This window comes from Bacillus cereus group sp. RP29 (genome assembly GCF_040459765.1).
GTDB classification, from domain to species: Bacteria; Bacillota; Bacilli; order Bacillales; family Bacillaceae_G; genus Bacillus_A; species Bacillus_A paranthracis.
The window spans coordinates 4,940,167-4,964,646 of the sequence record NZ_JARVHN010000001.1 but is presented as its reverse complement, the minus strand read 5'-3'; the positions used below and the strand labels follow the sequence as shown (position 1 = coordinate 4,964,646).

The window sequence follows — 24,480 nt, the reverse complement described above, 5'->3', positions numbered from 1 at the left end:
TTGTATTCATAGTGAGAGGATTTGAATTTGAAATGATAGATAATTTTTGGCGTGATTTACCACGACCATTTTTCGTACTTGCACCAATGGAAGATGTGACAGACGTTGTTTTCCGTCACGTAGTAAGTGAAGCTGGTCGTCCAGATGTATTCTTCACAGAGTTCACAAACTCAGATAGCTATTGTCATCCAGAAGGTATGAAAAGCGTACGTGGTCGTTTAATTTTTACAGAAGATGAACAGCCAATGGTGGCACATATTTGGGGAGATAATCCTGAATATTTCCGTCAAATGAGTATTGGTATGGCAGAGTTAGGATTTAAAGGTATTGATATTAATATGGGTTGCCCTGTGCCAAACGTAGCATCAAGAGGAAAAGGTAGTGGCCTTATCTTGCGTCCAGACGTTGCGGCAGAACTTATTCAAGCTGCAAAAGCGGGCGGATTACCTGTCAGCGTAAAAACAAGACTTGGCTTTAAAGAGTTAAGCGAGTGGGAAGATTGGTTAACGCACATTTTCAAACAAGATATTGCAAACCTTTCTATTCACTTACGTACAAGAGAAGAGATGAGCCAAGTAGATGCACACTGGGAGCTAATTCCGGAGATTAAAAAATTACGTGATCGTATTGCACCAAATACGCTCCTAACGATAAACGGAGACATTCCTGACCGTAAAACTGGGCTGGAACTTGCTGAAAAATACGGCATTGATGGCGTAATGATTGGACGAGGAATCTTTAAAAATCCATTTGCTTTCGAAAAAGAACCAAGAGAGCATAGCAGTAAAGAACATCTAGATCTTTTAAGACTACAACTTGATCTTCAAGATCAATATGCAGAAGTACTGCCACGCTCCATAACAGGATTACATCGCTTCTTCAAAATTTATGTAAAAGGATTCCCTGGGGCTGCTGAACTACGAAATCAATTGATGAGCACGAAATCGACTGATGAAGTGCGTGGGTTGCTTGATAAGTTTGAGGCGAGTGTTAATGTGGTAGAAGGTAGTGAGACGGTGTAACTGTTGAAAGTTAGAGGGGCTGGAGTGTAGTAATTTTATTAGTGTAAGGTGAACCGTATCATAAGTAAGTGAGGTATTCTATATAAAACAAGGGTAAGAAAAGAATACAAGAGAAAATGGTAGGTTGATCTTGACTTTCACTGATATTAGCATGTTTATTTTATCCCGCTATTTGCGGGCAGTAAAACTCCCACCTCAAAATTCTGCTAGTGCAAAGAGGTTAGGTTGGATTCAGGCTGATAATAAGTGGGGGGATGAATCACCCCTCACTTATTAAAGTTGCACTTTATTACGCCTATAATTGGAGGCTATGCAAATGTTAAGTGATCAAACGAGATATTCTAGGCTCGCGAATATAACCAAAATAATAAATACAAAATTAGAACTACGTGAAGTATTGCAGCGTGTAACAATGGCGATATCAGAGGAGATTGTTAGGTGTGACGCTGTTGGAATTTATTTACCTGAAGAAGATGGAACATTTAGAGGGTTTGCAGGAAAACCAGAGACCATAAATGGCGTAACGCTCGATACTCAAGTAATTGACCCTGAAGTAGACTTACTGGCAAAAGAAGTTATTGAAACTAAAAAAACCATCTATATTCCTGATACCTCAAAGGATCATCGACCGGATCCGAGACCAGTCGATGCGTTCAAAATTAAGTCTTTATTAGCTCTGCCTATCTCATTTGGGCAAGAGTTATTTGGTCTTGTTTTTTTATTTGATTATGGAGTTCCAATGAACTTAACAGATTCAGAAATTCAAAGTGTTGAAGCTTATGTAAACATGGCGGCGGTCGCCATTCAAAACGCAAAAAATTTAACCCAAAAAGAAAATCTTATTGCCGAGAAGCAGCTGTTACTAAATGTTACCCGTGATTTATCAATGTGTTCCTCAATACAGGAGAGTTCTGATAAATGCTTTTTTTACTTAGGACAGATTTTAGAGAGTAAAAACATGGCTGCCCACCTTTTAGATCCGCTAGACAAAACAACGATTAAGACAACGGAGTTAAGCTCGGGCTGTGATTGGATAGAAGCAGATTGGATGGAGAAAAGCTATGAAGCCAAGATTCAAGAGATTATTCGAACAAAACATATAGATAGTAAGGGTTTACTGATGATTCCATTGGTTTCAATGGGAGAAGTATTAGGGGTAATCGTCGTTGGCAAAGAGGAAAAAACTCATAATTACGATGATTCCCGAATTCAACTGGCAAAATCTATCGTTGATGCTACAGCCCCTACGTTTTCAAACTTGTTATATATGGATCAACTTGAAAGCATGGTGGAAGAACGAACGAGAGAACTGGCTGCTGCTAATGAAAAAGTCACAAGTGTGATTGAAAGTATTACGGATGGATTCTTGACTTTGAATAATAAATGGGAATTTACTTATGTAAATAAACATCAACATTTCCCACAAAGAAAAACAGCAAAAGACGTATTAGGTAAGAATATATGGGAGGTCTTCCCAAGTAGCGTAGATACAGTTATATATAAGGAGCTTCATCGTGTAATGTCAGAGCGAACTACAGTTCATTTTGAATTTTTTTCTACCTCTGATGAATATTGGCATGAAGTTATTGCATATCCGTATGATGATGGTATTTGTTGTATTTGTAAAAACATAACAGAAAAAAAACAATATGAGCAGGAATTGAAAAGGTTATCCAACATAGAGTTAATAGGGCAAATGGCAGCAGGTATCAGCCACGAGATTAGAAATCCAATGACAACAATACGAGGATTTTTGCAGTTATTAAAAGAAGAGAATAACTATGAGAAACATAATAACTACTTTAATTTAATGGTTGAAGAACTTGACCGTGCCAATTCTATTATTACTGAATTTCTCTCAATAGGTAATACAAAGAAATCAGATTTGCAGATGTTAGATTTAAACTCAATTATCCACGATATTATTCCTTTAATAAAGATAGATACGCATAATCAAAATAAATATATTCAAGTCGATACAAATGACGTTCCAGCATTACTTTTAAATCGTAATGAGATACGGCAATTATTAATGAACCTATACCGTAATGGCTTAGAAGCGATGAGTACAGGGAAAACTCTAACCATTAGCACCTATAAGGAAGGGCAAAATTGTGTGGTGCTTGCAGTGCGGGATGAAGGGAAAGGTATCAGCCCTGAAGTATTAGAGAAACTGGGGACTCCATTTTACACAACCAAAGATAATGGAACTGGATTGGGATTAGGCGTATGTTATGCCATTGCTACCCGTCATAATGCAAAAATAGAAATTCAAACAGGATCGGAAGGCACTACCTTTTTTGTTAAATTTAATTATGAAAATAATAAAAAATAATCTTATTTAGATTAGTTACGGTAAACTGTATTACAAATAAAAAGTTAAAAATAATCAACATTTCAGGAGGAAACCCAATGGCAATGAGCAATAACGATATATTAAAAAGAGTAAGATATGCTTTAGATATAAAAGATATAGATATGGTAGAAATCTTTAAACTTGGTGGTATAGAAGTAACGAAAGAAGACGTAGTTGATATGCTTACAAAAATAAAGAGAGCACCTCAGTACGAACCTGAAAACCCTGATGTGGAAGAAGATGAGTACGTAAAAACATGCGATATGATGATGTTAGAGGCATTTTTAAATGGATTTATTACTTTAAAAAGAGGTAAGCAAGATCCGAAACCAGGGCAACCGGCACCTGTACAAAGCAAAGAAAGTGCGAATAACCTTCTTCTAAAGAAAATGAAAATAGCACTATCTTTAACGAGTGAGGATGTACTTGATATATTAGATAGCGTAGGCGTTACGGTGACTAAGGGAGAACTAGGCGCTCTATTAAGAAAAAAAGGCCATAAAAATTACAAAGAGTGCGGCGATAGATACGCAAGGAATTTCATTAAAGGATTAGCTGTAAAGTATAGAGGATAATGATTCCGTTAAAGCGGTAAATGATATAATAGGTAGAGTAGGACGTTTGTATCCTACTCCTTTTTATTTGTAAAAATAATATGCTAGGTGATGAAATGGTACATACATATTTAGGCGAAACAATTAATTTTCATATAACTTATAAAAAGAAAAAATCGGTGCGTTTTTTGGTGGATTCTTACGGGAATGTTGAGGTGCAAGCTCCAAAAGGGACACCTTTTGAATATTTAATCCAGTTGCTAGAAGAGAAGTGGGATTGGATTCAGACAACACGTAAGGAAATGGCGGAGCGAGCGCGTGGACCACAGGAAAAGGATTATGATCAAGGAGAAGGCTTTTTGTATTTAGGAAGTACGTATCCGATACAAATTTCTCAAGATACAAATATTACGCAAGACAATGCAGTGTTTGAAGGAGATAAGCTACATATTTATGTGAAAGATCTTAAAGATGAGAAAATACAGCAAGCTTTAAAACGATTTTACTATAAGCAGTGTAAGTCATTAGTAGAGAAGAGTATTAAAGCACATCAAAGTAACTTTAAAACAAAACCGCGTTCTATTCGTATTACAGATAGTAGTCGTACGTGGGGCACTTGCGATTCAAATTTACAGCTAACATTCAATTGGAAGCTAGCGATGGCACCACAGCGAGTAATTGATTATGTAGTTGTTCATGAAATGTGCCATATGGTTCATTTAAATCATGATCGCTCTTTTTGGCGCCTTGTCGGGAAGATCATGCCTGATTATAAGGAAATGGAGAATTGGTTAGCGTTATCTAGTTGGAAGATGACGGTTTAGTGGTGCACTTATTGTCAATCTTTGTCGGTAAGTCGATATATTTTGGAAATCGCTGATATATTTGGAGTTGCGCCGATATATTTTGGAAATCGCTGATATATTTGAAGTTGCAATCGATATGTTCAAGGAAGAGAAAGCAAAAGGAGATGTCACAGCAGACATCTCCTCGTATGATTAAGTTAGGTTTTTAGGGACGGGATGTACCTATAAACCCAAGGGTATCTATTTTTATGAGATACTAATATTTGTAGATAGAGTGTTGCCGACCATCTCCCTGAATCTTTGTATTCGTAAAAAAGAGCGGTACCTCTGTCTAATAAGTAGTTTACGAATGAGTTGGATGTTGATGACCATTGGTCATTCTTCGTATCTCTTACGAGGTAGTAGCGCTTATTAGTTCAGGGGAGGAAAGCACTATCTAACACTAATTAATATAGGGGTGTAAGCTATGTTCTATTTAGGTATTGATATCGCTAAACATAAACATTATGCGTCCATTATCGATCAAGCGGGAAAACCTATTACTAAGCCATTTCCTTTTCAGAATCACAAAGAAGGTGGACAAACCCTTTTAAATCAGATCTACCAATACATTGAGTCTCCTACAGAAATACTGATTGGAATGGAAGCCACCGGACATTATTGGTTAGCTGTTTATTCTTTTCTACTGGATCATGGATTTTCAGTCATTGTATTAAACCCCATTCAAACCAATGCCTGGCGAAAAGGAACAGAAATTAGAAAGCGAAAAACAGACGCCATTGATGCCACTATGATTGCCGATATCATTCGATTCGGCCGTTTTGTTGAAACCCCACTTGTGGACGAAAAAATGTTCGCTCTAAAACAAATGAGCCGCTTTCGTAATGCGCTTGTAAGTAATATGAGTGATTTAAAACGAAAAGCTCTTGTCGTATTAGATCAGACTTTCCCAGAGTACCAAAGCATCTTTTCGGATGTTTTTGGTAAAACTTCTTCGCAAATCTTACTTGAATATGCCTCTCCTAGTGACTATGAACAGATATCTATTGATGATTTAACACAAATAATTGAGCAAACCAGTCGTAACCGACTAGGAAAGAAAACAGCTAACAAGCTAATGGAATTAGCCTCTAATTCGTTTGGTGTTACCTTCTGTAAAAACGCTTTTTCCTTCCAACTAAAAATGTTGATGGAGCAAATTCGTTTTATCGAAGATCAAATCAAAGAATGTGAAGACGAAATGTCACAACTTTTAATTGATTTAGATACTCCTATCATGACAGTACCTGGCGTTGGACCAATTTTAGGTGCCACTATACTAAGTGAAATTGGGGATATACACCGCTTTGATAAACCATCTAAACTTGTCGCTTACGCAGGCATTGATGCCTCTGTGTCCCAATCTGGACAATTTGAATCATCAGGTATGTCTATATCTAAGCGTGGCTCTTCTCATTTACGTAGAGCCTTATTCCAAGCCGCTATTACAGCCCATAAACATGACCCTGTCTTGAAAGCTTTTTATGAGAAGAAACGAAAACAAGGAAAGCACTACTATGTTTGTATAGGAGCTGTAGCTAGAAAGTTGTGCTACATTATCTATGCCATCCTAAAAAACAATAAACCGTATGAAATCCCTCAATATTCAAAAGAAGTTTGATACTTTTATTTTTTTTAACATCTCTTAGGGTTATTTGGTGCACCCTTTTTTAAGTTTCCTATTTATAAAATTCCTCTTGACTTCTCATAGTTGGTCTTTTTTCTAGCGTAGCAATTATCGCCCAAACTTCACAACAAAATCTCCATCCACCTTCTCCATCTCATACCCGCGATACCCCTCCGAAAGCAACGCCTGTTGTCCACCAGCATTGTTCATTGGAATGCTCTTAATATCCGTCCAATCTCGTTCTTTAACTCCGCGCAATTCCTTCACAAAAACATACCGCATACTACCACCATACTTCTCCTTCAGCGCAGCAATCTCCATCCCTTGTGAGAACTTATCTTTTAAGCTTGGAATGTTAAAAGGGGCAACGGTGCAGCAAACGTAGTCGTATTTGCTATCTTCTTTTTGTAATTCATCCATGATGACTGTCGCTAATATTTTTTGCATACCATTTCCACGCCAGTTCGGATGAACGTTTGAGATTTCTTGATAGATGACGCGGTGCAGTTCCCTTTCTGGTATGCCAATATCGAGTCCTAAATGTTCATCGTCGATAGGAGGGACGAGTAGGGCGCGAAATGCGATGAGTTCGTTTTCGATAAAAGCACCGATCATCATGCCGTTTCCTTCTAGAATGTATTGAAATTCTTCTTGGGAGAGTGGTTGTAGACGACTTTTATCTTCTAGTGCTTCAACTACAACGTTTTGTAGTAATAAAATTTGTTCGATGTGCTCTAGTGATAGTAATGTAACGTGAAATAGCTCGTTATTTTGTTTTAATCTGCCCTCGTATAGAACTGTCATGCGTTAGCCCTCCTTTAGCGTACACTGTCTTGAAAGACGGTGAGTTCTCGTAGTGTATCTTCATTTATTTCGATACCTAGTCCTGGCTGTTCGTTTAAGCGAATAAATGGTACGTCGTAATGTAAGTTTCCGATGTCCTTCGTGAATTTTAATGGACCTGTAAGTTCAACGCTCGTAATAATTTTTTTCGAGAAAGCGACATGGAATCCCGCGGAAGAGGCAACGGATGATTCGACCATGGATCCAACTTGGCATTCAATACCTGCCATTTCAGCTTGATGAGCAAGTTTTACAGCTGGATATATGCCGCCGCATTTCATTAGTTTTATGTTTACTTTATCAGCAGCGTCTAATTTAATAATTTGGCGCATTTCACGAGAGCTCTTTAATCCTTCATCAATCATAAGTGGAAGATCTGTTTTCGAACGAATGTGAGCCATTGCGTCAATATCGTCTGCGATGACAGGCTGTTCAATCCAGTCGATGTTTACATGACTTAATGAACGAAGTGCTGTTAATGTGTTTGCACTATTTTTCCACCCCTGGTTTACATCAACACGAATTGCGATGTTATTTCCTACACGCTCACGTACTGCTTCAATTCGTTTTACATCTTCTTTTACATTTGTACCGACTTTCATTTTGAAAGATTGGTAACCTTTTTGAATCATGGAAGCAGCTTCTTCAGCCATTTCTTCTGGATCTGCGATACTTAATACGTGAGTGATAGGAAATTCTTCATGGTATCGTCCACCAATTAATTGATATACAGGTTGATTTAATTTTTTACCCATTATATCAAAACAAGCAATATCAATCGCAGCTTTTGCAGTAGGAACACCGTAAATTGTATTGTCCATCATATCGTGTATTTTCTCGATATTCATTGGATTTTTCCCGATAAGAGCAGGTGCTAGTGTATGCTTTAAAGTATGGAAAGTACTTTCCCAAGATTCGCCTGTAACGTGATCATCAGCGACGCCTTCACCGTAACCGATAATGCCTTCGTCTGTTTCCATTTTGACAATAATAGAAGGCATATCAGAATAAGAACCGTAACTAATAACAAACGGATCGCGAAGCGGTAAACGAATTGCATAAAGATGAATAGCTGTAATTTTCATTAGGTAGAGACCCCTTCCTGTTTACAATGGTTTTGTACATTTGATATAGTTGACGTTAAATAGTCGTTAATTAATGATAAGGAGTTAGAGAAATGATGATAAAAATTGCAGTTGTCGGTTCAAAAGAGTTTATGGAGACACTTTTACCTATTGCTCATAAACTAGAAGAAATAGAAATTGATCCATATGTTTACCTTCATCCGGCAGAATCTTCTGAACTATTAAAGCGTTTAAAGCCTTGTGATTTCATCTTTTTCTCAGGTGCTTTACCTTATTATATGGCAAAAGAAATAAGAGAACAATTACGAATTCCAAGTACGTACTTACAGCAAGACGAGACGACTGTCGTATCTTCCATTCTTTCTGTCATGTATCACCAAGGGGTTCAACCACATAAAATTTCAATTGATTTAGTAGACCGTTCATTCATTATAAATGTGTTCCATGATATTGGCATAAAAGAAAGTCCACAAGTGTTTGATTATGAAAATATGCTGTGGAGTAAAGATGAAATAAATAGAGTTATTGATTTTCATGTAGCTAAATATCAATCTGGAGAGGCTCATTTAGCTTTAACTAGCATTCATGCTGTCTATGATGAACTTCAAAAAATAGGTATTCCTTCAGAACGTATGATAGATCCGAAGCAATCTATTATACATGGGCTAAAAGATGCAAAAATAAAAGCTGAGTTAGCAAGAAGCCATTCAGCTACTGTTGGTGCTTGTATTATTTCTTCTTTAGAATTACGAGATGGTTTGCTTGAGCAATTAGATGTTATTTCAAAAGAACTACGTGGTTCATTTAAAACAATTGATGAAATGACGTTCATTTTATATACGACTCGTGGTGATATTGAATCCATTATAAAAACAAATACGATGAATAATTTATTTGCGAGTATAGAAGGAACGATAGCTATTGGATTTGGTTACGGAAAAACTGTGAAAGAAGCGGAGCAAAATGCTAAAATCGCCCAAGGTTTCGCGAAGAATAATCCAATAGACCACTGTTTTTATATACTAACAAGTGATAAAGAACTATTTGGTCCGTTCCCGAAAGAACAGAGAGTACAAAGTTTGAAAAATGATAATCCGGAACTAATGAAAATAGCGAAGGAAACGAAACTTAGCCCAGCAAATTTATCAAAAATTATTCAATTTAGTCAATCACATCCGTCATTAAAGTTTACAGCAGCAGATCTTTCTGAATACTTACAAGTGACTCGGCGATCAACAGAAAGGTTATTAAAGAAACTAGTTGATTATGGGTATGTTCATATTTGCGGCGAGGAAATGCCTTATCAACAAGGGCGTCCTCGCGCAATATATGAACTGAATTTACCGTTATCTTTAAGCTTCTAATTGAGTGTTTTGTTTTTTTAGTAGTTCTGCTTTTTCAATGTCAGATAGTTTCGTAATTGTGAGACCAGTTATACCGTAAATGATCGAGATAATAGGTACGATGAAATTCAATATAGCATAAGGAGCATATTCAAATGCACCTACGCCAAGTGTTGCGAGTATAAATACGCCGCATGTATTCCAAGGTACGAAAACAGAAGTTAATGTTCCTCCATCTTCTAATGCTCTGGATAAGTTTTTGGAATGTAGTCCTTTTTCTGTGTATGCATTCGCGTACATTCTTGAAGGAACAACAATCGAAATATATTGTTCAGAGCAAGTAAGATTTGTTGCAAAGCAAGATGCGATAGTTGAAGCGATAAGTCCTTTTGCTGATGTCGCTAATTTTAAAATTTGATTTACAATGGAGCGAAGAATACCTGTATGTTCTAATACTCCTCCGAAAGTCATAGCGACAATTGTCATAGAGACGGTATTCATCATAGAGCTTAAACCACCACGATTAAATAGCTCGTCTACTAGCTTGTTGCCAGTGTCTATGACAAATCCACTTTGGAGTGCAGCGACAGCTGATGAGACAGAACCACCTTGAATAAAGACTTGTGATAAAAATCCTAAAATAATACCTACGAGAATAGCTGGTATAGCAGGAACTTTTTTAGCGACCAATACCATAACAACTACAGGTATGATTAATAGGAAAGGTGAGATAACAAAGTTTTGTTGCAATACTTGTAATGTTTGCTCGATGCTTTTTGCATCGATATTGTTAGCACCGAAGCTTCTTCCTAAGAAAGCGTAAACGATAAGAGTAATAATTAAACCTGGAATTGTAGTAAATAACATATGACGAATATGTGTGAATAAATCTGTATTTGTTAATCCTGCGGCTAAGTTTGTTGTGTCTGAAAGCGGTGACATTTTATCGCCGAAATAAGAACCGGAAATGATAGCACCGGCAACCATCGGAGCTGGGATTCCCATACTTAGGCCAATGCCCATTCCTGCAACACCAATTGTTCCCATTGTAGACCAAGAGCTACCAATAGCTAATGCAACAATAGAACAAATAATTGTAATTGAAACTAAAAATAGTGATGGTGTTAATAGATTTAAACCGTAATAAATCATTGTTGCGACGATTCCACCACCAATCCAAGCACCGATCGTTAAACCTACTAGAATAATGATAACGATAGCGGGTAATGCGAGGCGAATTCCTTTATACATTGCTTCTTCAATGTCGTTCCATTTGTAACCGTAACGCCAAGCGACGATGGAAGCAACGGTTGTACCGATAATAAGTGGGACGTGAGGGCTTTGTTTTAATACAACAATTGTAACCATCATAACTGCAACTGTAATGATAATAGGGATCATGGCTACACCAAAAGGTATTTCTTTTTTCATAAATGTCCTCCTTGTTATGTATGTTTGTTTGTATTTTTAGAATTGTCGTAAAATAGACGTTTATTAGGTTATGATAACTAAAAATATATGTAAGCGTCAACATAAAAGACAGAAAATAAGTAATATTCTAGTTGTTTGTTTAGTTTGTAATATAGATGTAGAGTAAGCTTTTTTAGTGTTTAAAAATAAACAATTGACTTTTTTCTCAAAATTCAATATGTTCATAAAAACATCTGTTTTTCATAAGTATAATTAACCTGAATGGTTTGGAATTTGGGAAGGAGAATGTAGCTTTGAAAACATTAGAACTACAAGAGCGTTTAACTGAAATTTTTCAGCATTTACATGAAAACCCTGAAGTGAGTTGGAAAGAGTATGAAACGACAGCGTATATTACTAACTTTTTAAAAGAAGAAGGAATTTCATATAAAATATTTGATGATTGCCCAGGGGTGATTGCTGAAATTGGAAGCGGAAATCCTGTTATTGCGATTCGCGCTGATATGGATGCACTTTGGCAAGAAGTGAATGGAGAATTTAAAGCGAATCATTCGTGTGGTCACGATGCTCATATGACGATTGTAATGGGACTTATTTTACAATTAAAGAATATGAGATGGAAAAGTGGTACAGTTAGATTTATTTTTCAGCCAGCAGAAGAGAAAGGGAATGGCGCTTTAAAAATGGTAGAGAAAGGTGCTGTGGATGATGCGGATTTCCTATTCGGTGTTCATTTGCGCCCGATTGAAGAACTATCTTTGAAACAAGCTGCCCCATCAATTCGTCACGGAGCAGCAGGATTTTTAGAGGGTACGATTCATGGAGAAGATGCACATGGAGCACGCCCACATCAAGGGATAAATGCGATTGATGTTATTTCCATGATTAATATCGGTTTGAAAAACATATGGCTACCACCGCAAAGTTCCTATTCAGTAAAGATGACGAGGTGCCAAGCTGGTGGTGATAATTTAAATATTATTCCGGGTAACGGGCATTTTAGCTTAGATGTCAGAGCGGAGAGTAATACATTATTAGAAGAATTGAAGAAAAAAATAGAGCATGTCATAGAATCAGCTACATCGATGGGATCGAAAACTTCATATGAGTGGATTGATCTCGCGCCAGGAGCTGAAGTTTCAGAAGAAGCTGAGCGATTTATGCGTAAAGGCATTCTTGAAGTGTATGGGGAAGATAAATGTACGGGACCACTTTATACGACAGGAAGCGATGATTTCCATTACTACACAGTGAAGAGACCACATTTAAAAGCTGTCATGCTTGGATTAGGAGCAGACCTACAACCTGGATTACACCATCCGTATATGAAGTTCGATCATAGTTGCATTATGGATGGGGTAGAAATATTAAAACAAACTGTATTGAAAGTGTTAGAAGACAGGGGCTAGGGAGCTCCTGTTTTTTGTAGAAATTTGTCGTTAAGTCGATATCCTTTGTCGAAACGTCGATATATTGAAAAAATCGTTGATATATTTGAAATTACGATAGATATATTGAGAAAATCGTCGATATAATTTCACGTACCTATTAATTTGATGAAAAATGAGCATCCAGTACATGGTGTATAATAATAAGTACCATTTCTTAATAGGAGAAAACGAATGAACGAACAATATTACGATGCAGTTTTACATATAAAAACAGTCGGTGAGCAAAAAGGATTTAACAAGTCTATGCATTATCATCGTTATGAACCGACGCCGTATAGCGGATTAGATGAGTTATTGAATCAATATGAAATACGAAGTAGCGACCGAATTGTAGACTTTGGATGCGGAAAAGGGCGATTAAACTTTTATATGCATCATAAATGTGGTGCTTCAGCAGTTGGAATTGAAATGAATGAAGAGTTTTATAAAGAAGCGATGGATAATCGAGATCGTTATGCACGAAAGGCACGAAACAGTAAGGGGAAAATTCAATTCCAATGTTGTTTAGCGCAGGAATATGAAATTGATCCACGCGATAACCGTTTTTATTTCTTTAATCCATTTTCTGTACAAGTGTTTATGAATGTAGTAAATAACATTTTGCTTTCAGTAGAAGAAACGGGGAGAGAAGTGGATATTATTTTGTATTATCCTTCTGAGGACTATATTTTCTTCTTAGAAAATCAGACTGCGTTTGAGCTGAAGAAAGAAGTTAGATTGCCAGGTGCTTATGAGAAGAATGGGAATGAGAGATTTTTAATTTATACATTAAGATTATAAAAAAGCAGGTGCCAAGGCACCCGCTTTTTTTACTCACGTCTATATAATTAGTTACGGATTAAGTAATCAAATGCACCTAAAGCTGCGTTTGCACCTGAACCCATAGAGATGATGATTTGTTTGTACGGATTATTTGTACAGTCACCTGCAGCAAACACTCCTGGTACGTTTGTAGCGCCGTGCTTGTCTGTTACGATTTCACCGCGAACGCGTTCAACTGTTTCGCCTAACCAGTCTGTGTTTGGAACAAGACCGATTTGTACGAATACACCTTGTAATTCAACGTGATGAACTTCTTCAGTTTCACGATCGATGTAAGAAATACCGTTTACTTTATCAGTACCAGTAATTTCTTTTGTTTGAACGTTTTTCAGAACAGTTACGTTTGGTAAGCTGTTAAGACGTTCTTGTAATACAGCATCAGCTTTTAATTCTGGCATGAATTCAAGAACAGTTACGTGCTTAACAATACCTGCTAAGTCGATAGCTGCTTCAATACCAGAGTTACCTCCACCGATAACTGCTACGTCTTTTCCAGTGAATAATGGACCGTCACAGTGTGGGCAGTATGCTACACCTTTATTTTTGAACTCAGCTTCACCTGGTACGCCAACATTACGCCAGCGAGCACCTGTTGAAACGATTACGCTCTTACTTTTCAGAATAGCGCCGTTTTCAAGTTCCACTTCAATAAGTTCTTTTTTCTCTAAACGTTTCGCACGTTGTAGATTCATTACATCGATGTCGTATTCTTTAACGTGCTCTTCAAGACTTGCTACTAGCTTAGGACCTTCAGTGCGTTTTACGCTGATGAAGTTCTCAATGCCCATAGTATCCATTACTTGACCGCCGAAGCGCTCAGCAACGATACCAGTGCGGATTCCTTTACGTGCTGCATAAATTGCTGCACTTGCACCAGCAGGGCCGCCACCAACAACAAGAACATCGTATGGATCTTTATCAGAAAGCTCTGATGCATCTGGACCGTTACCCATTTTAGCTAAAATTTCTTCAAGTGTCATACGACCGCTGCCGAAAGATTCGCCGTTTAGGAAAACTGTTGGTACTGCCATGATGTCTTTGCTTTCTACTTCCTCTTTGAATGCAGCGCCATCAATCATAGTATGTGTAATACCAGAGTTAAGAACGCTCATTACGTTAAGAGCTTGTACAACATCAGGACAGTTATGACAACTTAGGCTGATATAAGATTCAAAATGATATTCGCCTTGAATGTTTTTAATTTGATCGATTAATTTTTGTTCAACTTTTGGAGCGCGTCCACTTACTTGTAGTAAAGCTAACACTAATGAAGTAAATTCGTGTCCTAATGGAATACCAGCGAATACGACACCAGTGTCTTCACCAGGGCGGTTTACGCTAAAGCTTGGTGTTCTCTCTAATTCAACTTTTTCTACTGTAATCTTAGATGACATAGTAGCTAATTCGTCTACTAGAGCTAACATATCTTTAGATACGTCATCGTCTCCTGCGCTTACTTTAAGTAAAATATCGTTCTCCATTAATTGAAGATATTGGGATAGTTGTGTTTTTATATCTGCATCTAGTATCATTTTGATCGAACTCCTTAGATTTTGCCTACAAGGTCAAGGCTTGGTTTAAGTGTAGCAGAACCCTCTTGCCATTTAGCTGGGCAAACTTCACCTGGGTTGTTACGTACGTATTGAGCTGCTTTAATTTTGTTAACAAGAATGCTTGCGTCACGGCCGATACCGTCAGCATTGATTTCCATAGATTGGATAACGCCGTCTGGATCGATGATGAATGTACCGCGAGCAGCAAGACCTTCTTCTTCCATTAAAACGTTGAAGTTTGTAGTGATTGTGCGAGTTGGGTCACCAATCATGATGTACTCGATTTTACCGATAGTTTCTGAGCTATCATGCCATGCTTTGTGAGTGAAGTGAGTGTCTGTAGATACAGAGTATACTTCAACGCCTAACTCTTTAAGAGTTGCATATTGGTTTTGTAAGTCTTCAAGTTCAGTTGGGCAAACGAATGTGAAGTCAGCTGGGTAGAAACAAACTACACTCCATTTTCCTTTTAAACTTTCGTCAGTAACTTGGATAAATTCTCCATTATGGTAAGCATTAGCTTTAAACGGTTTTACTTCTGTGCCGATTAATAACATATTAAAATTCCTCCTAAATGTTGGTTTTGAGCATCAAAAAATAGTGTGCTCATAAAATATATTTTTTAATTAACTATAATAATTCTAATTCGATATTAATTATCATATAGAAGTGGTTATTTTGTCAAGCGAATAAACGAACTTTATATCAATTTAATTAATATTTATTCTCAATTAAGGATAACAGGGAATGGAAAGGTAATTTTAAGTTTATAAATTTTCAATGAGTGCTTGAATGAGTAGTGTGTATGTTAGAGATATGATGTAAGTATAAATTCTTAGGAAGGAAATATTTCTTAGAAGTTGTCTTTTTGAAAAGGGACTGCGTATTTCTATTTTACAAAGAATTGTGTGATAAATAAAATAAAATGAACTAGAATCTTTTTGAACAATTTTTGTCCTCTCAAATATATAATTAGGAAGCATATTGCAATGATATAGAAACATTGACTCAAGATATTAACAAGATATAATAAAACCTAGATATACATTTCAAAAAGAAGAACATATATTATAGGATGAAAGATTTAATCCTATTATTTTTTATAGCTTTTAGAAAACGCTTACAATTAGTGTGGAGGGGAAACCATGTCTAAGTTCACGAAGTATTTTTTAATGGAAGCTAGCGATGTAATTGTATATGTGAAAGAGAAATTATGTAAGTTTGAACATGCAAAGGGGTTACAGTGTAAAGAAATAGGCGATGGTAATTTAAATTATGTATTCCGCGTTTGGGATGAACAGAAGAACATTTCTGTCATTGTAAAGCAAGCTGGGGATACAGCACGTATTTCAGATGAGTTTAAGTTGTCGACGAATCGTATTCGTATAGAATCGGATGTTTTGCAGTTAGAGGAAGAGTTAGCACCTGGACTTGTTCCGAAGGTGTATTTGTTTGATAGTGTGATGAATTGTTGCGTAATGGAAGACTTATCGGATCACACAATATTACGTACAGCACTTATACATCATGAAATATTTCCGAGGCTTGCGGATGATTTAACGACCTTTTTGGTAAATACGCTCTTATTAACATCGGATGTTGTAATGAATCATAAAGAGAAGAAGGAACTTGTGAAGAATTATATAAATCCTGAGTTATGTGAGATTACAGAAGAACTCGTATACGCTGAGCCATTTACAAATCATAATAAGCGTAATGAGTTATTTCTGTTAAATGAAGGGTGGATTAGAGAACATATTTATAGTGATAAAGAGCTTCGTATAGAAGTAGCAAAACTTAAGTTTTCTTTTATGACGAATGCACAGGCGCTTATTCACGGTGATTTGCATACTGGTTCTGTTTTTGTAAAAAATGATTCTACAAAGGTAATTGATCCTGAGTTTGCTTTTTATGGACCAATGGGCTATGACATTGGGAATGTAATGGCGAATTTAATGTTTGCTTGGGTAAATGCAGATGCAACGATGTCAGCTGGAGCTGAGAAAGATACGTATATGGATTGGTTACAATCGACAATAATAGAGGTAATTGATTTATTTAAGAAGAAGTTTTTAGACGCTTGGGATATTCATGTGACAGAGATTATGGCGAAGGAAGAAGGCTTTAACGAAGTATATTTACAATCTGTATTAGAGGATACAGCTGCAGTGACAGGTCTTGAGTTAATTCGTCGTATTGTTGGGCTAGCGAAAGTAAAAGACATTACTTGTATTGAGAATGAGGAAGCACGTGCTAGAGCAGAACGTATTTGTCTTCAAGTAGCAAAGAAATTTATTTTACGAGCGAATCAATATAAAACAGGTACAAGCTTTGTAGAAACGTTAAAAGAACAGTCAATGCACTACGCGAAGTAAGGGGAGAAGATGATGGAAGAGCAATTAATACCAATTCAGTGGAAAGATGATGCTTTAGTTTTATTAGATCAAACATTATTACCGAATGAAGTTGTCTATGAATCTTTTAAAACAGCTGAAAGTGTGTGGGATGCCATTCAAGTAATGAAAGTAAGAGGAGCGCCGGCGATTGGTGTTTCAGCAGCTTACGGTGTGTATTTAGGAGCCAAGGAAGTTACTCAAAATACGGTGGAAGAATTGATAGAGGAAGTAAAAAAGGTATGTGCATACTTAGCAACATCAAGACCGACAGCAGTAAACTTATTTTGGGCACTTGAAAGAATGGAGGCAGTCGCGATAGAGAACGCACACTTATCAATCGCCCAGTTGAAAGATAGATTACTAGAAGAGGCAAAAGAGATTCATAGAGAAGATGAAGAAATTAATCGTCACATTGGAGAACATGCACTAACATTATTACATGATGGAATGGGAGTATTAACACATTGTAATGCAGGTGCGTTAGCGACGACTAAGTATGGTACTGCGACAGCTCCAATGTACTTAGCGAAAGAAAAAGGATGGGACTTGAAAATCTATTCAGATGAGACACGTCCTAGATTACAAGGTTCAACGTTAACAGCATTAGAATTGCAGCGAGCGGGAATTGACGTCACTGTCATTACAGATAATATGGCAGCTATGGTCATGTCACAAGGGAAGATTGATGCGGTAATCGTTGGATGCGACCGTGTGGCAGCAAATGGTGATATAGCAAATAAAATTGGGACATTAGGCGTATCTATTTTAGCGAAATACTACAACATTCCGTTTTATGTAGCAGCACCAACACCGACAATCGACTTAAAAACACCGACAGGAAAAGAAATTCCGATCGAGGAAAGGGATGCTTCTGAAGTGATTAATCGCTTTGGGCAATATTCTGCTCCGAAAGAAAGTAAAGTATATAATCCAGCATTTGACGTCACGCCACATGAAAATGTAACAGCGATTATTACGGAAAAAGGGATTGTAAAAGCACCGTTTACGGAAAACTTAAAAAAGCTATTTCAATAAGTAGATAGATACAAAGTCAGTCATCATAAGCTTCATACTTAGGGGGATGTATATGTTATTACAAAAAGAGAGAGAAGAAATTGTAGCGTATGGAAAGAAAATGATTTCTAGCGGTTTAACAAAGGGGACAGGCGGTAATATTAGTATTTTCAATCGGGAGCAAGGTCTTGTTGCCATTAGCCCAAGTGGTTTAGATTATTATGAAACGAAGCCTGAAGATGTAGTTATATTAAACTTAGATGGCGATGTAGTAGAGGGAGAGAGAAAACCATCAAGCGAACTTGATATGCATCTTATTTATTATAGAAAGCGTGAAGATATAAATGCGCTTGTGCATACACATTCTCCTTATGCAAAGACGATTGCATCATTAGGATGGGAACTGCCCGCAGTATCGTATTTAATTGCTTTCGCAGGCCCAAATGTTCGTTGTGCACCGTATGAAACATTTGGTACGAAGCAATTAGCAGAGGCTGCTTTTGAAGGGATGATTGATCGCCGTGCCGTTTTACTTGCGAACCACGGTTTAATTGCAGGTGCAAATCATATAAAAATGGCATTTACCGTTGCGGAAGAAATTGAGTTTTGTGCGCAAATTTATTATCAAACGAAAAGCATTGGGGAACCGAAGCTATTGCCAGAAGACGAGATGGAGAATTTGGCGAAGAAGTTTGAAGGATATGGACAGCAGTAGAATAAAAACACCCTCAAGAAAAGATCTTGAGGGTGTTTTTTACGCCTTCTTAAGCAACAAATACATAAAGTAAGGAGCACCAATTAAAGCGACAACAATACCTGCTGGGATACCGTTAGGTTCAACGATATTTCGTCCGATTGTGTCTGCTAATAGTAATAGCCATCCGCCGATTAAAAGGGCGATAGGCATGAAGATTTGATGCCTTGGACCTACTAAAGATTTTGCAATGTGAGGAGCCATCAGTCCGATAAAGCTAATTCCTCCTGTTACGGAAACTGCAGCAGCTGCAAGCGCAACGGCTGCTACTAATAAGTATCTGCGTTCTTTTTCAATTTCAATTCCAACGCCAATTGCGACCGGTTCGTTTAATGCTAGAATGTTTAATCGGTTTGCTTTATAGAAAACGAACGGAATGAATACGATTAACCAGGGAAGCATTGCTAAAACGAAGATCCAGTCATCTCCCCAAATGTTACCGGCAATCCATTTGGAAATAAAGTCCACTTTCATACGATCTGCGGATGAAATAAGGACGATCATCATTCCAGATAGTGCAAATGCAAAACCGATACCGGTTAATGTTAATCGCACCGGCTGAAGTCCAGTTGATTTACTATATGAAAACAAGTAGATTAGAACAGCTGTTAGAAATGCTCCGATAAATCCAACGATAGGTAGTAAGTAAAGAAATGAGCCTACATCTATTGGAAAGTATAAAAAGAAAATAGCAACAGCAACACCGGCCCCAGAGTTGATTCCGAGAATACCAGGTTCAGCTAAATCATTTCGGGTAATTCCTTGCAGAATAGCTCCTGATAAAGCGAGAGCCATACCAGCTAATAATGTAATGATAATTCTAGGTAGCCTTAAAGAGTATAAAACGAACTCCTCTTTAAAAGTTCCTTGTCCCATTAACGTTGGGAGTAGTCGATCATAAGATAAAGATGCTGAACCGAGCCCCATTCCAATTACAATAGTTGTAATGGTTAGTATAAGTAAAGCGAGTATGATAAGACGTTGTTTTCTTAGAATAGATGGTATCATGAGAACATTTTTCCTCCTTTACGTACAATGAATAGGAAGAATGGTAATCCTACAATTGCGACAATAGCAGCAACTGGTGTTTCGTACGGAGCGTTAATGGTACGTCCGATTGTATCTGCAAGTAGCATAAAGGAAGCCCCAGCAATTGCTGACATCGGTATAACAAATCGGTAATCTGGACCGACAATTGGGCGTACCATGTGAGGTACCATTAAACCGATAAATGCCATATTTCCGACAAGTGCTACAGACGCACCTGCAAGTAAGATAATAATGATAAATAGAATGGTTTTAATAACAATAATTTTTTGACCGAGTCCAATAGCCACTTCTTCACTGAAACTAAGAACTGTCAATTTTTTTGCTAGTAAGATAGCGATAAAGATACTAATTGAAATGACTGGAATAATAACTTTCAATTGGCTCCAAGTAGTTCCAATTACGCCTCCAGCAGTCCAAAGTGATACATCTTGTGAAATTTTGAAGTAAATGCCGACTCCTTCTGAAATTGCGAGTAGAAATGCTGAAACGGCAGCACCAGCTAATACAATTCGAAGAGGGGAGAGACCGCCTTTTTTCACCATACCAATTCCAAATACCATAATTGCACCAACTGCAGCACCGATAAAGCAAGCTAATGTTAAGTAAAGATAGCTGATGGAAGGATTGAAAGCAAGTGTTAGTGCAAGCGCAGCATTTGCTCCACCAGATAGCCCGAGTAATCCAGGATCTGCAAGTGGATTTCTTGTTAATCCTTGCATAATTGCTCCAGAAACAGCAAGTCCAGCTCCTACAAAAATAGCGGCAACTTCACGGGGCAAACGTATTTCGCGAATGATAGATATTTTATCCCCTTTAGCGGAGGAAGTGAGTGCTGACCATACGTCTTTTATTGAAGTATCTGCAGCACCTAATACCATTGCTACCATAAAAATAAGAAAGAATGCAATTATGCTTAAAATTAATTTGTATGTAAAAGCTATAGAACGTGTATTGTCATGTTCTTTTGTCATTCGTTTCACATCTTTTCTTTTCATAGAATAAAGGAAGAGGAATTCTTAAAATAAGAATTCCTCATGTTTGTATTATTTACCAAGAAAGCTCTTCTTGAAGAAGTCTAGTTGGAAATCTAATGTAAGTGGATCGTTGAAATAGAATTCCATCATGTTTGCTTCGTATACACGATTATTTTTTACTGCTGGGATGTTTTTATATGATTCTGTCTCTTGGAATGAGTTATCAGTATCTTTGTTTTTACTTACGATTAAGTAATCACCAGCAAACTCAGGTAATACCTCAGTAGATAATGCGTAGTAACCTTCTTTTAATGCTTTTTCTTTTACTTTTTCAGGCATTTTTAATTTCATTTCTTGGTACAGAATTTCTGTTCCGCGGCCCCAGTTCTCGCCGTATACATAAAGCTGTTTGTTGAAGTTTTCTACAACAGAAACTGTAGCATCTTCACCGATTTTTGCTTTAATTTCTTTACCAGCTTCTTGTGCACGTTTCTTGAAGTCATCAACCCAAGTTTTTGCTTCTTTTTCTTTGTTTAATAACTTACCAATTTCTAAATGCTGTGTTAAGTAATCAACTTTTCCGTAAGTGTATGTTACAGTAGGAGCGATTTTCTTTAACTTATCAACATTTTTAATATTTGATAAACCGATGATTAAATCTGGATTTAGTTCAGCGATTTTTTCAACATTTTCATCTGATACTTCAGCAACGTCTTTAAGTTTGCTATCAAAACGTGGGTTTTGTTTAGACCATGAATCTACCCCAACAAGATTTACACCTAATGACATTACGTTACCAGCGAATGATGATAAAACAACAACGCGTTTTGGATTTGCAGGAACTTCTACTTTACCATTTTCAGATTGGTATGTAATGGTTTCTGATTTACTACCTTTTGCATCGTTCTTTTTGTCTGTAGAGCCATTGCTACAAGCGCTCATAACAAGGACGAAAAGAACTGTTAGTGAAATAAATAACTTTTTCATCGTCTGTCTCCTTTAAATAGATGATATGTGTATACAATAATTTGTTTAACTGCAATCTTTTTGAAAGAGTAGTGGTAATACAAAATGTTTATTAAAAATTTTGAATGTGAGATGTCACAATATAGTATTAACCATACTAATAAAAGAAGATGTAATCTCAAATTTTCTAATTATTAACAAATTGATAATGATTATCACTATTGATTCATTAAATAATATAATTTTATCTAGTTGTATTGTCAATAGTAATTTTAATTGTAAATTTTGCGGAAACAGGTTATATTTTATTGAGAATGATAATCAATGATTAGTAGCTGAGGAGTGAGCACGAATGAATCGAGAAGAATTGTTTGATGTAACTGTGATAGGCGGAGGACCTGCAGGGCTTTATTCAGCTTTTTATAGTGGACTCAGAGAAATGAAAACGAAAATAATAGAATTTCAACCACAGCTAGGTGGAAAAATACATGTTTATCCAGAGAAGATGATTTGGGATGTAGGAGGACTATTACCAGTTACAGGTGATAAATTAATTGAGCAACTTGTACAACAAGGGTTAACATTTCAGCCGGAAGTTGTATTAAATACAAAAGTAGAATCGATTATTCGTAATAAAGATGGCACTTTTACGTTAAAAGCAAACGATGGAAAAGAACACTTTTCAAAAACAGTTATTGTGGCAACTGGAAGTGGTATATTGAAACCACAAAAGTTATCAATTGAAGGTGCTGAGCGATTTGAAGTATCGAATTTAAATTATACAGTGAAGTCTTTAAAGCGTTTCAAAGATAAAACGATCATTATTTCCGGCGGAGGAAATTCTGCCGTTGATTGGGCAAATGAATTAGAACCAATCGCGAAAAAAGTATATGTAACATATAGAAAAGAAGAATTATCTGGTCATGAAGCACAAGTGAAGCAACTGCTGAACAGCTCAGCTGAGTGTTTCTTTCATACATCGATTACAAAATTAATTGCTGGTGATAGTCATGAAGCGATTGAATATGTAGAATTAACGAATCATGAGACAGGTGAAGTTTCTCATTTACCTATTGATGAAGTTATTATTAATCATGGATATGAACGTGACATTACATTATTAGAAAATAGTGAGTTAGACGTTGCGATTATAGATAATTTTTATATTGCAGGGAATGCAAATAGTGAGTCTTCAGTAGACGGATTATATGCTGCTGGGGATATTTTAAAGCATGAAGGAAAATTACACTTAATTGCGGGAGCATTCCAAGATGCTGGAAATGCTGTGAATAAAGCGAAACAATTTATTCAGCCAGATGCAAGTGAGTATGGAATGGTTTCTTCGCATAATGAGGTATTTAAGAAGAGAAATCGAGAATTGATTAAGCAGATGATGAAATAGTAAAGGAACAAGTATACCCCCATTTACTTCTCTATTCGAATGACGAGAGAGGTAAATGGGGGTTTTCCTGTTTACTATATTTTCAATCATTATAATGACACCGGTTTCATCAGTTCATGTGACATGAACGTTTTATTTATAAATCTCCCTAGAAAATAATGAATCTATGTTTTGCTGACGCAGAACTGTATTACATTATGCTGTTCCTTTAGCTCGTTCGTTAGGAAATGGCATGTTTAATATAGAAGCAATGTACTGTTTTCCATGCATTCGAGCTAATGATTCTAATATTTGGCGAACACGTTTTGTAAGATGACCTTGTTTTTTTATTTCCTCACAATATGCGTCATAGAAAACGTATTTAGCCCAAAGGAAATCATCTTGTTGGAATAAGAAATGATTTTTGTACCATTCTCCAATTGTATGGTAACAATTGTTTTCCTGTATTGCTACGCTTTGAGAAAGAATACGATCAGATAAAGATGCAGTTAAATGAGAAATTGTGTTTTCTGTTTCAATTTGTAATGTTTTTTCTAACATTGTAATGATGTGACGAGTAGCCATATGTTAACTCTCCTTTGTGTAAATGGGTAATACCATTCTATATTTAAAAAATTCTTACTATATACTATTATACAATATATGGAATGCATCTACCTGCTTTTTAGGTTGCATTTACAAAATCTTTTTTATTTGTTTACAAAAATAAAGTAAGATACAGTATATAGGAAAAAATAATAAAGGAATGAACGAGTTGTATATAACAGTAGAAGAAGCTGCGGAGTATTTGAATTTACCAAAGTCGTATATTGAAGAGTTAATTCAGCAAAAGAAAATTCGTGCACTATTTGATGGAGAGCAATATTTATTAAATAAAGAACAATTCAATACACATTTAGAACAAATGGAGAAATATAAGCAATTAGTGGAAGAAATATTGAACGAACCAATTCCAGAAGATATGGATGTTAAAGACGAAGATTAAACTATGG

22 protein-coding genes are annotated in these 24,480 nt (G+C 36.5%); 13 read left to right on the top strand and 9 right to left on the bottom strand.

Annotated features, from left to right (window positions below; all coding sequences use genetic code 11):
* The first annotated feature begins 32 nt into the window (after window positions 1-32).
* The 5 genes from QCI47_RS26230 (at window position 33) to QCI47_RS26210 (ending at window position 6,398) form a co-directional block, all read left to right on the top strand.
* Window positions 33-1,022 carry a tRNA dihydrouridine synthase gene (locus QCI47_RS26230; RefSeq protein ID WP_000566691.1) on the top strand — a complete coding sequence of 330 codons (990 nt, stop codon included), beginning with the start codon at window positions 33-35 and terminating at the stop codon, window positions 1,020-1,022.
* Window positions 1,023-1,338: 316 nt separating this feature from the next.
* Window positions 1,339-3,357 (top strand): ATP-binding protein, encoded by a 2,019-nt coding sequence (locus tag QCI47_RS26225; RefSeq protein ID WP_214328542.1) that lies wholly within the window; start codon window positions 1,339-1,341, stop codon window positions 3,355-3,357.
* 77 nt (window positions 3,358-3,434) lie between these two features.
* A complete protein-coding gene (locus QCI47_RS26220) occupies window positions 3,435-3,953 on the top strand; it encodes a YehS family protein (RefSeq protein WP_240814440.1) in 519 nt (172 codons plus the stop codon).
* 95 nt (window positions 3,954-4,048) lie between these two features.
* Window positions 4,049-4,756, top strand: a complete 708-nt coding sequence (locus tag QCI47_RS26215) for a M48 family metallopeptidase (protein WP_061130632.1) — start codon at window positions 4,049-4,051, stop codon at window positions 4,754-4,756.
* A 448-nt stretch (window positions 4,757-5,204) separates the two neighbouring features.
* Complete coding sequence (locus QCI47_RS26210) at window positions 5,205-6,398, top strand: IS110 family RNA-guided transposase (protein WP_049106919.1); 1,194 nt, start codon at window positions 5,205-5,207, stop codon at window positions 6,396-6,398.
* 114 nt (window positions 6,399-6,512) lie between these two features.
* On the opposite strand, the gene QCI47_RS26205 is transcribed toward QCI47_RS26210, so the two are convergent.
* Window positions 6,513-7,208: an N-acetyltransferase gene (locus QCI47_RS26205; protein ID WP_240814439.1), complete on the bottom strand. Its 696-nt coding sequence runs from the start codon at window positions 7,206-7,208 to the stop codon at window positions 6,513-6,515.
* 14 nt (window positions 7,209-7,222) lie between these two features.
* Window positions 7,223-8,332, bottom strand: coding sequence for a mandelate racemase/muconate lactonizing enzyme family protein (locus QCI47_RS26200; protein ID WP_061130630.1), 1,110 nt, complete (start codon window positions 8,330-8,332; stop codon window positions 7,223-7,225).
* Between the two features lie 92 nt (window positions 8,333-8,424).
* Here QCI47_RS26200 and QCI47_RS26195 point away from each other — a divergent pair, with 92 nt between their 5' ends.
* Complete coding sequence (locus tag QCI47_RS26195; RefSeq protein ID WP_095842481.1) at window positions 8,425-9,696, top strand: transcriptional regulator; 1,272 nt, start codon at window positions 8,425-8,427, stop codon at window positions 9,694-9,696.
* Here the strand turns inward: QCI47_RS26195 and nhaC are convergent.
* Window positions 9,685-11,106, bottom strand: a complete 1,422-nt coding sequence (nhaC, locus tag QCI47_RS26190; RefSeq protein ID WP_000711545.1) for a Na+/H+ antiporter NhaC — start codon at window positions 11,104-11,106, stop codon at window positions 9,685-9,687. The genes QCI47_RS26195 and nhaC overlap by 12 nt on opposite strands.
* Window positions 11,107-11,399: 293 nt before the next feature.
* Here nhaC and QCI47_RS26185 point away from each other — a divergent pair, with 293 nt between their 5' ends.
* Together QCI47_RS26185 and QCI47_RS26180 are read left to right on the top strand one after the other, a co-directional pair.
* Window positions 11,400-12,515, top strand: coding sequence for a M20 peptidase aminoacylase family protein (locus QCI47_RS26185; protein WP_309422940.1), 1,116 nt, complete (start codon window positions 11,400-11,402; stop codon window positions 12,513-12,515).
* A gap of 213 nt (window positions 12,516-12,728) precedes the next feature.
* Window positions 12,729-13,337, top strand: a complete 609-nt coding sequence (locus QCI47_RS26180) for an SAM-dependent methyltransferase (protein ID WP_001005629.1) — start codon at window positions 12,729-12,731, stop codon at window positions 13,335-13,337.
* A gap of 47 nt (window positions 13,338-13,384) precedes the next feature.
* On the opposite strand, the gene ahpF is transcribed toward QCI47_RS26180, so the two are convergent.
* Both ahpF and ahpC read right to left on the bottom strand, forming a co-directional pair.
* The gene (gene ahpF, locus QCI47_RS26175) at window positions 13,385-14,911 is read right to left on the bottom strand and encodes an alkyl hydroperoxide reductase subunit F (protein ID WP_000599492.1); all 1,527 of its coding nucleotides are present in this window, start codon (window positions 14,909-14,911) and stop codon (window positions 13,385-13,387) included.
* Window positions 14,912-14,925: 14 nt separating this feature from the next.
* Window positions 14,926-15,489 carry an alkyl hydroperoxide reductase subunit C gene (gene ahpC, locus QCI47_RS26170; RefSeq protein ID WP_000924422.1) on the bottom strand — a complete coding sequence of 188 codons (564 nt, stop codon included), beginning with the start codon at window positions 15,487-15,489 and terminating at the stop codon, window positions 14,926-14,928.
* Between the two features lie 588 nt (window positions 15,490-16,077).
* On the opposite strand from ahpC, the gene mtnK reads away from it, so the two are divergent.
* Genes mtnK through QCI47_RS26155 form a run of 3 tightly spaced genes read left to right on the top strand, consistent with a single transcriptional unit; the run spans window position 16,078 to window position 19,057 of the window.
* Window positions 16,078-17,307, top strand: coding sequence for an S-methyl-5-thioribose kinase (mtnK, locus tag QCI47_RS26165; RefSeq protein ID WP_309422942.1), 1,230 nt, complete (start codon window positions 16,078-16,080; stop codon window positions 17,305-17,307).
* A gap of 12 nt (window positions 17,308-17,319) precedes the next feature.
* The gene (gene mtnA, locus QCI47_RS26160; protein WP_309422944.1) at window positions 17,320-18,363 is read left to right on the top strand and encodes an S-methyl-5-thioribose-1-phosphate isomerase; all 1,044 of its coding nucleotides are present in this window, start codon (window positions 17,320-17,322) and stop codon (window positions 18,361-18,363) included.
* Between the two features lie 52 nt (window positions 18,364-18,415).
* Window positions 18,416-19,057 (top strand): L-fuculose-phosphate aldolase, encoded by a 642-nt coding sequence (locus tag QCI47_RS26155; protein ID WP_000926545.1) that lies wholly within the window; start codon window positions 18,416-18,418, stop codon window positions 19,055-19,057.
* Between the two features lie 39 nt (window positions 19,058-19,096).
* Here QCI47_RS26155 and QCI47_RS26150 read toward each other — a convergent pair whose 3' ends face one another.
* From QCI47_RS26150 to QCI47_RS26140, 3 genes are read right to left on the bottom strand one after another with little or no spacing between them, the layout of a single operon-like run.
* Window positions 19,097-20,104 carry a FecCD family ABC transporter permease gene (locus QCI47_RS26150; protein WP_076875775.1) on the bottom strand — a complete coding sequence of 336 codons (1,008 nt, stop codon included), beginning with the start codon at window positions 20,102-20,104 and terminating at the stop codon, window positions 19,097-19,099.
* Window positions 20,101-21,141 carry a FecCD family ABC transporter permease gene (locus QCI47_RS26145; protein WP_000823048.1) on the bottom strand — a complete coding sequence of 347 codons (1,041 nt, stop codon included), beginning with the start codon at window positions 21,139-21,141 and terminating at the stop codon, window positions 20,101-20,103. The genes QCI47_RS26150 and QCI47_RS26145 overlap by 4 nt, the downstream gene beginning before the upstream one ends.
* A gap of 48 nt (window positions 21,142-21,189) precedes the next feature.
* Complete coding sequence (locus QCI47_RS26140) at window positions 21,190-22,107, bottom strand: iron-hydroxamate ABC transporter substrate-binding protein (RefSeq protein WP_000732578.1); 918 nt, start codon at window positions 22,105-22,107, stop codon at window positions 21,190-21,192.
* 331 nt (window positions 22,108-22,438) lie between these two features.
* Here QCI47_RS26140 and QCI47_RS26135 point away from each other — a divergent pair, with 331 nt between their 5' ends.
* Window positions 22,439-23,488, top strand: a complete 1,050-nt coding sequence (locus QCI47_RS26135; RefSeq protein WP_001078293.1) for an NAD(P)/FAD-dependent oxidoreductase — start codon at window positions 22,439-22,441, stop codon at window positions 23,486-23,488.
* Window positions 23,489-23,683: 195 nt separating this feature from the next.
* Here QCI47_RS26135 and QCI47_RS26130 read toward each other — a convergent pair whose 3' ends face one another.
* Complete coding sequence (locus QCI47_RS26130) at window positions 23,684-24,052, bottom strand: hypothetical protein (protein ID WP_000235473.1); 369 nt, start codon at window positions 24,050-24,052, stop codon at window positions 23,684-23,686.
* A gap of 181 nt (window positions 24,053-24,233) precedes the next feature.
* Between QCI47_RS26130 and QCI47_RS26125 the strand changes: the two genes are divergently transcribed.
* Window positions 24,234-24,473: a helix-turn-helix domain-containing protein gene (locus tag QCI47_RS26125; protein WP_001004507.1), complete on the top strand. Its 240-nt coding sequence runs from the start codon at window positions 24,234-24,236 to the stop codon at window positions 24,471-24,473.
* Window positions 24,474-24,480 lie beyond the last annotated feature (7 nt).

Coding starts and splice junctions, on each gene's coding strand:
- QCI47_RS26230 (WP_000566691.1), top strand. CDS start 33: ATGATAGATAATTTTTGGCGTGATTTACCACGACCATTTTTCGTACTT.
- QCI47_RS26225 (WP_214328542.1), top strand. CDS start 1,339: ATGTTAAGTGATCAAACGAGATATTCTAGGCTCGCGAATATAACCAAA.
- QCI47_RS26220 (WP_240814440.1), top strand. CDS start 3,435: ATGGCAATGAGCAATAACGATATATTAAAAAGAGTAAGATATGCTTTA.
- QCI47_RS26215 (WP_061130632.1), top strand. CDS start 4,049: ATGGTACATACATATTTAGGCGAAACAATTAATTTTCATATAACTTAT.
- QCI47_RS26210 (WP_049106919.1), top strand. CDS start 5,205: ATGTTCTATTTAGGTATTGATATCGCTAAACATAAACATTATGCGTCC.
- QCI47_RS26205 (WP_240814439.1), bottom strand. CDS start 7,208: ATGACAGTTCTATACGAGGGCAGATTAAAACAAAATAACGAGCTATTT.
- QCI47_RS26200 (WP_061130630.1), bottom strand. CDS start 8,332: ATGAAAATTACAGCTATTCATCTTTATGCAATTCGTTTACCGCTTCGC.
- QCI47_RS26195 (WP_095842481.1), top strand. CDS start 8,425: ATGATGATAAAAATTGCAGTTGTCGGTTCAAAAGAGTTTATGGAGACA.
- nhaC (WP_000711545.1), bottom strand. CDS start 11,106: ATGAAAAAAGAAATACCTTTTGGTGTAGCCATGATCCCTATTATCATT.
- QCI47_RS26180 (WP_001005629.1), top strand. CDS start 12,729: ATGAACGAACAATATTACGATGCAGTTTTACATATAAAAACAGTCGGT.
- ahpF (WP_000599492.1), bottom strand. CDS start 14,911: ATGATACTAGATGCAGATATAAAAACACAACTATCCCAATATCTTCAA.
- ahpC (WP_000924422.1), bottom strand. CDS start 15,489: ATGTTATTAATCGGCACAGAAGTAAAACCGTTTAAAGCTAATGCTTAC.
- mtnK (WP_309422942.1), top strand. CDS start 16,078: ATGTCTAAGTTCACGAAGTATTTTTTAATGGAAGCTAGCGATGTAATT.
- mtnA (WP_309422944.1), top strand. CDS start 17,320: ATGGAAGAGCAATTAATACCAATTCAGTGGAAAGATGATGCTTTAGTT.
- QCI47_RS26155 (WP_000926545.1), top strand. CDS start 18,416: ATGTTATTACAAAAAGAGAGAGAAGAAATTGTAGCGTATGGAAAGAAA.
- QCI47_RS26150 (WP_076875775.1), bottom strand. CDS start 20,104: ATGATACCATCTATTCTAAGAAAACAACGTCTTATCATACTCGCTTTA.
- QCI47_RS26145 (WP_000823048.1), bottom strand. CDS start 21,141: ATGAAAAGAAAAGATGTGAAACGAATGACAAAAGAACATGACAATACA.
- QCI47_RS26140 (WP_000732578.1), bottom strand. CDS start 22,107: ATGAAAAAGTTATTTATTTCACTAACAGTTCTTTTCGTCCTTGTTATG.
- QCI47_RS26135 (WP_001078293.1), top strand. CDS start 22,439: ATGAATCGAGAAGAATTGTTTGATGTAACTGTGATAGGCGGAGGACCT.
- QCI47_RS26130 (WP_000235473.1), bottom strand. CDS start 24,052: ATGGCTACTCGTCACATCATTACAATGTTAGAAAAAACATTACAAATT.
- QCI47_RS26125 (WP_001004507.1), top strand. CDS start 24,234: ATGAACGAGTTGTATATAACAGTAGAAGAAGCTGCGGAGTATTTGAAT.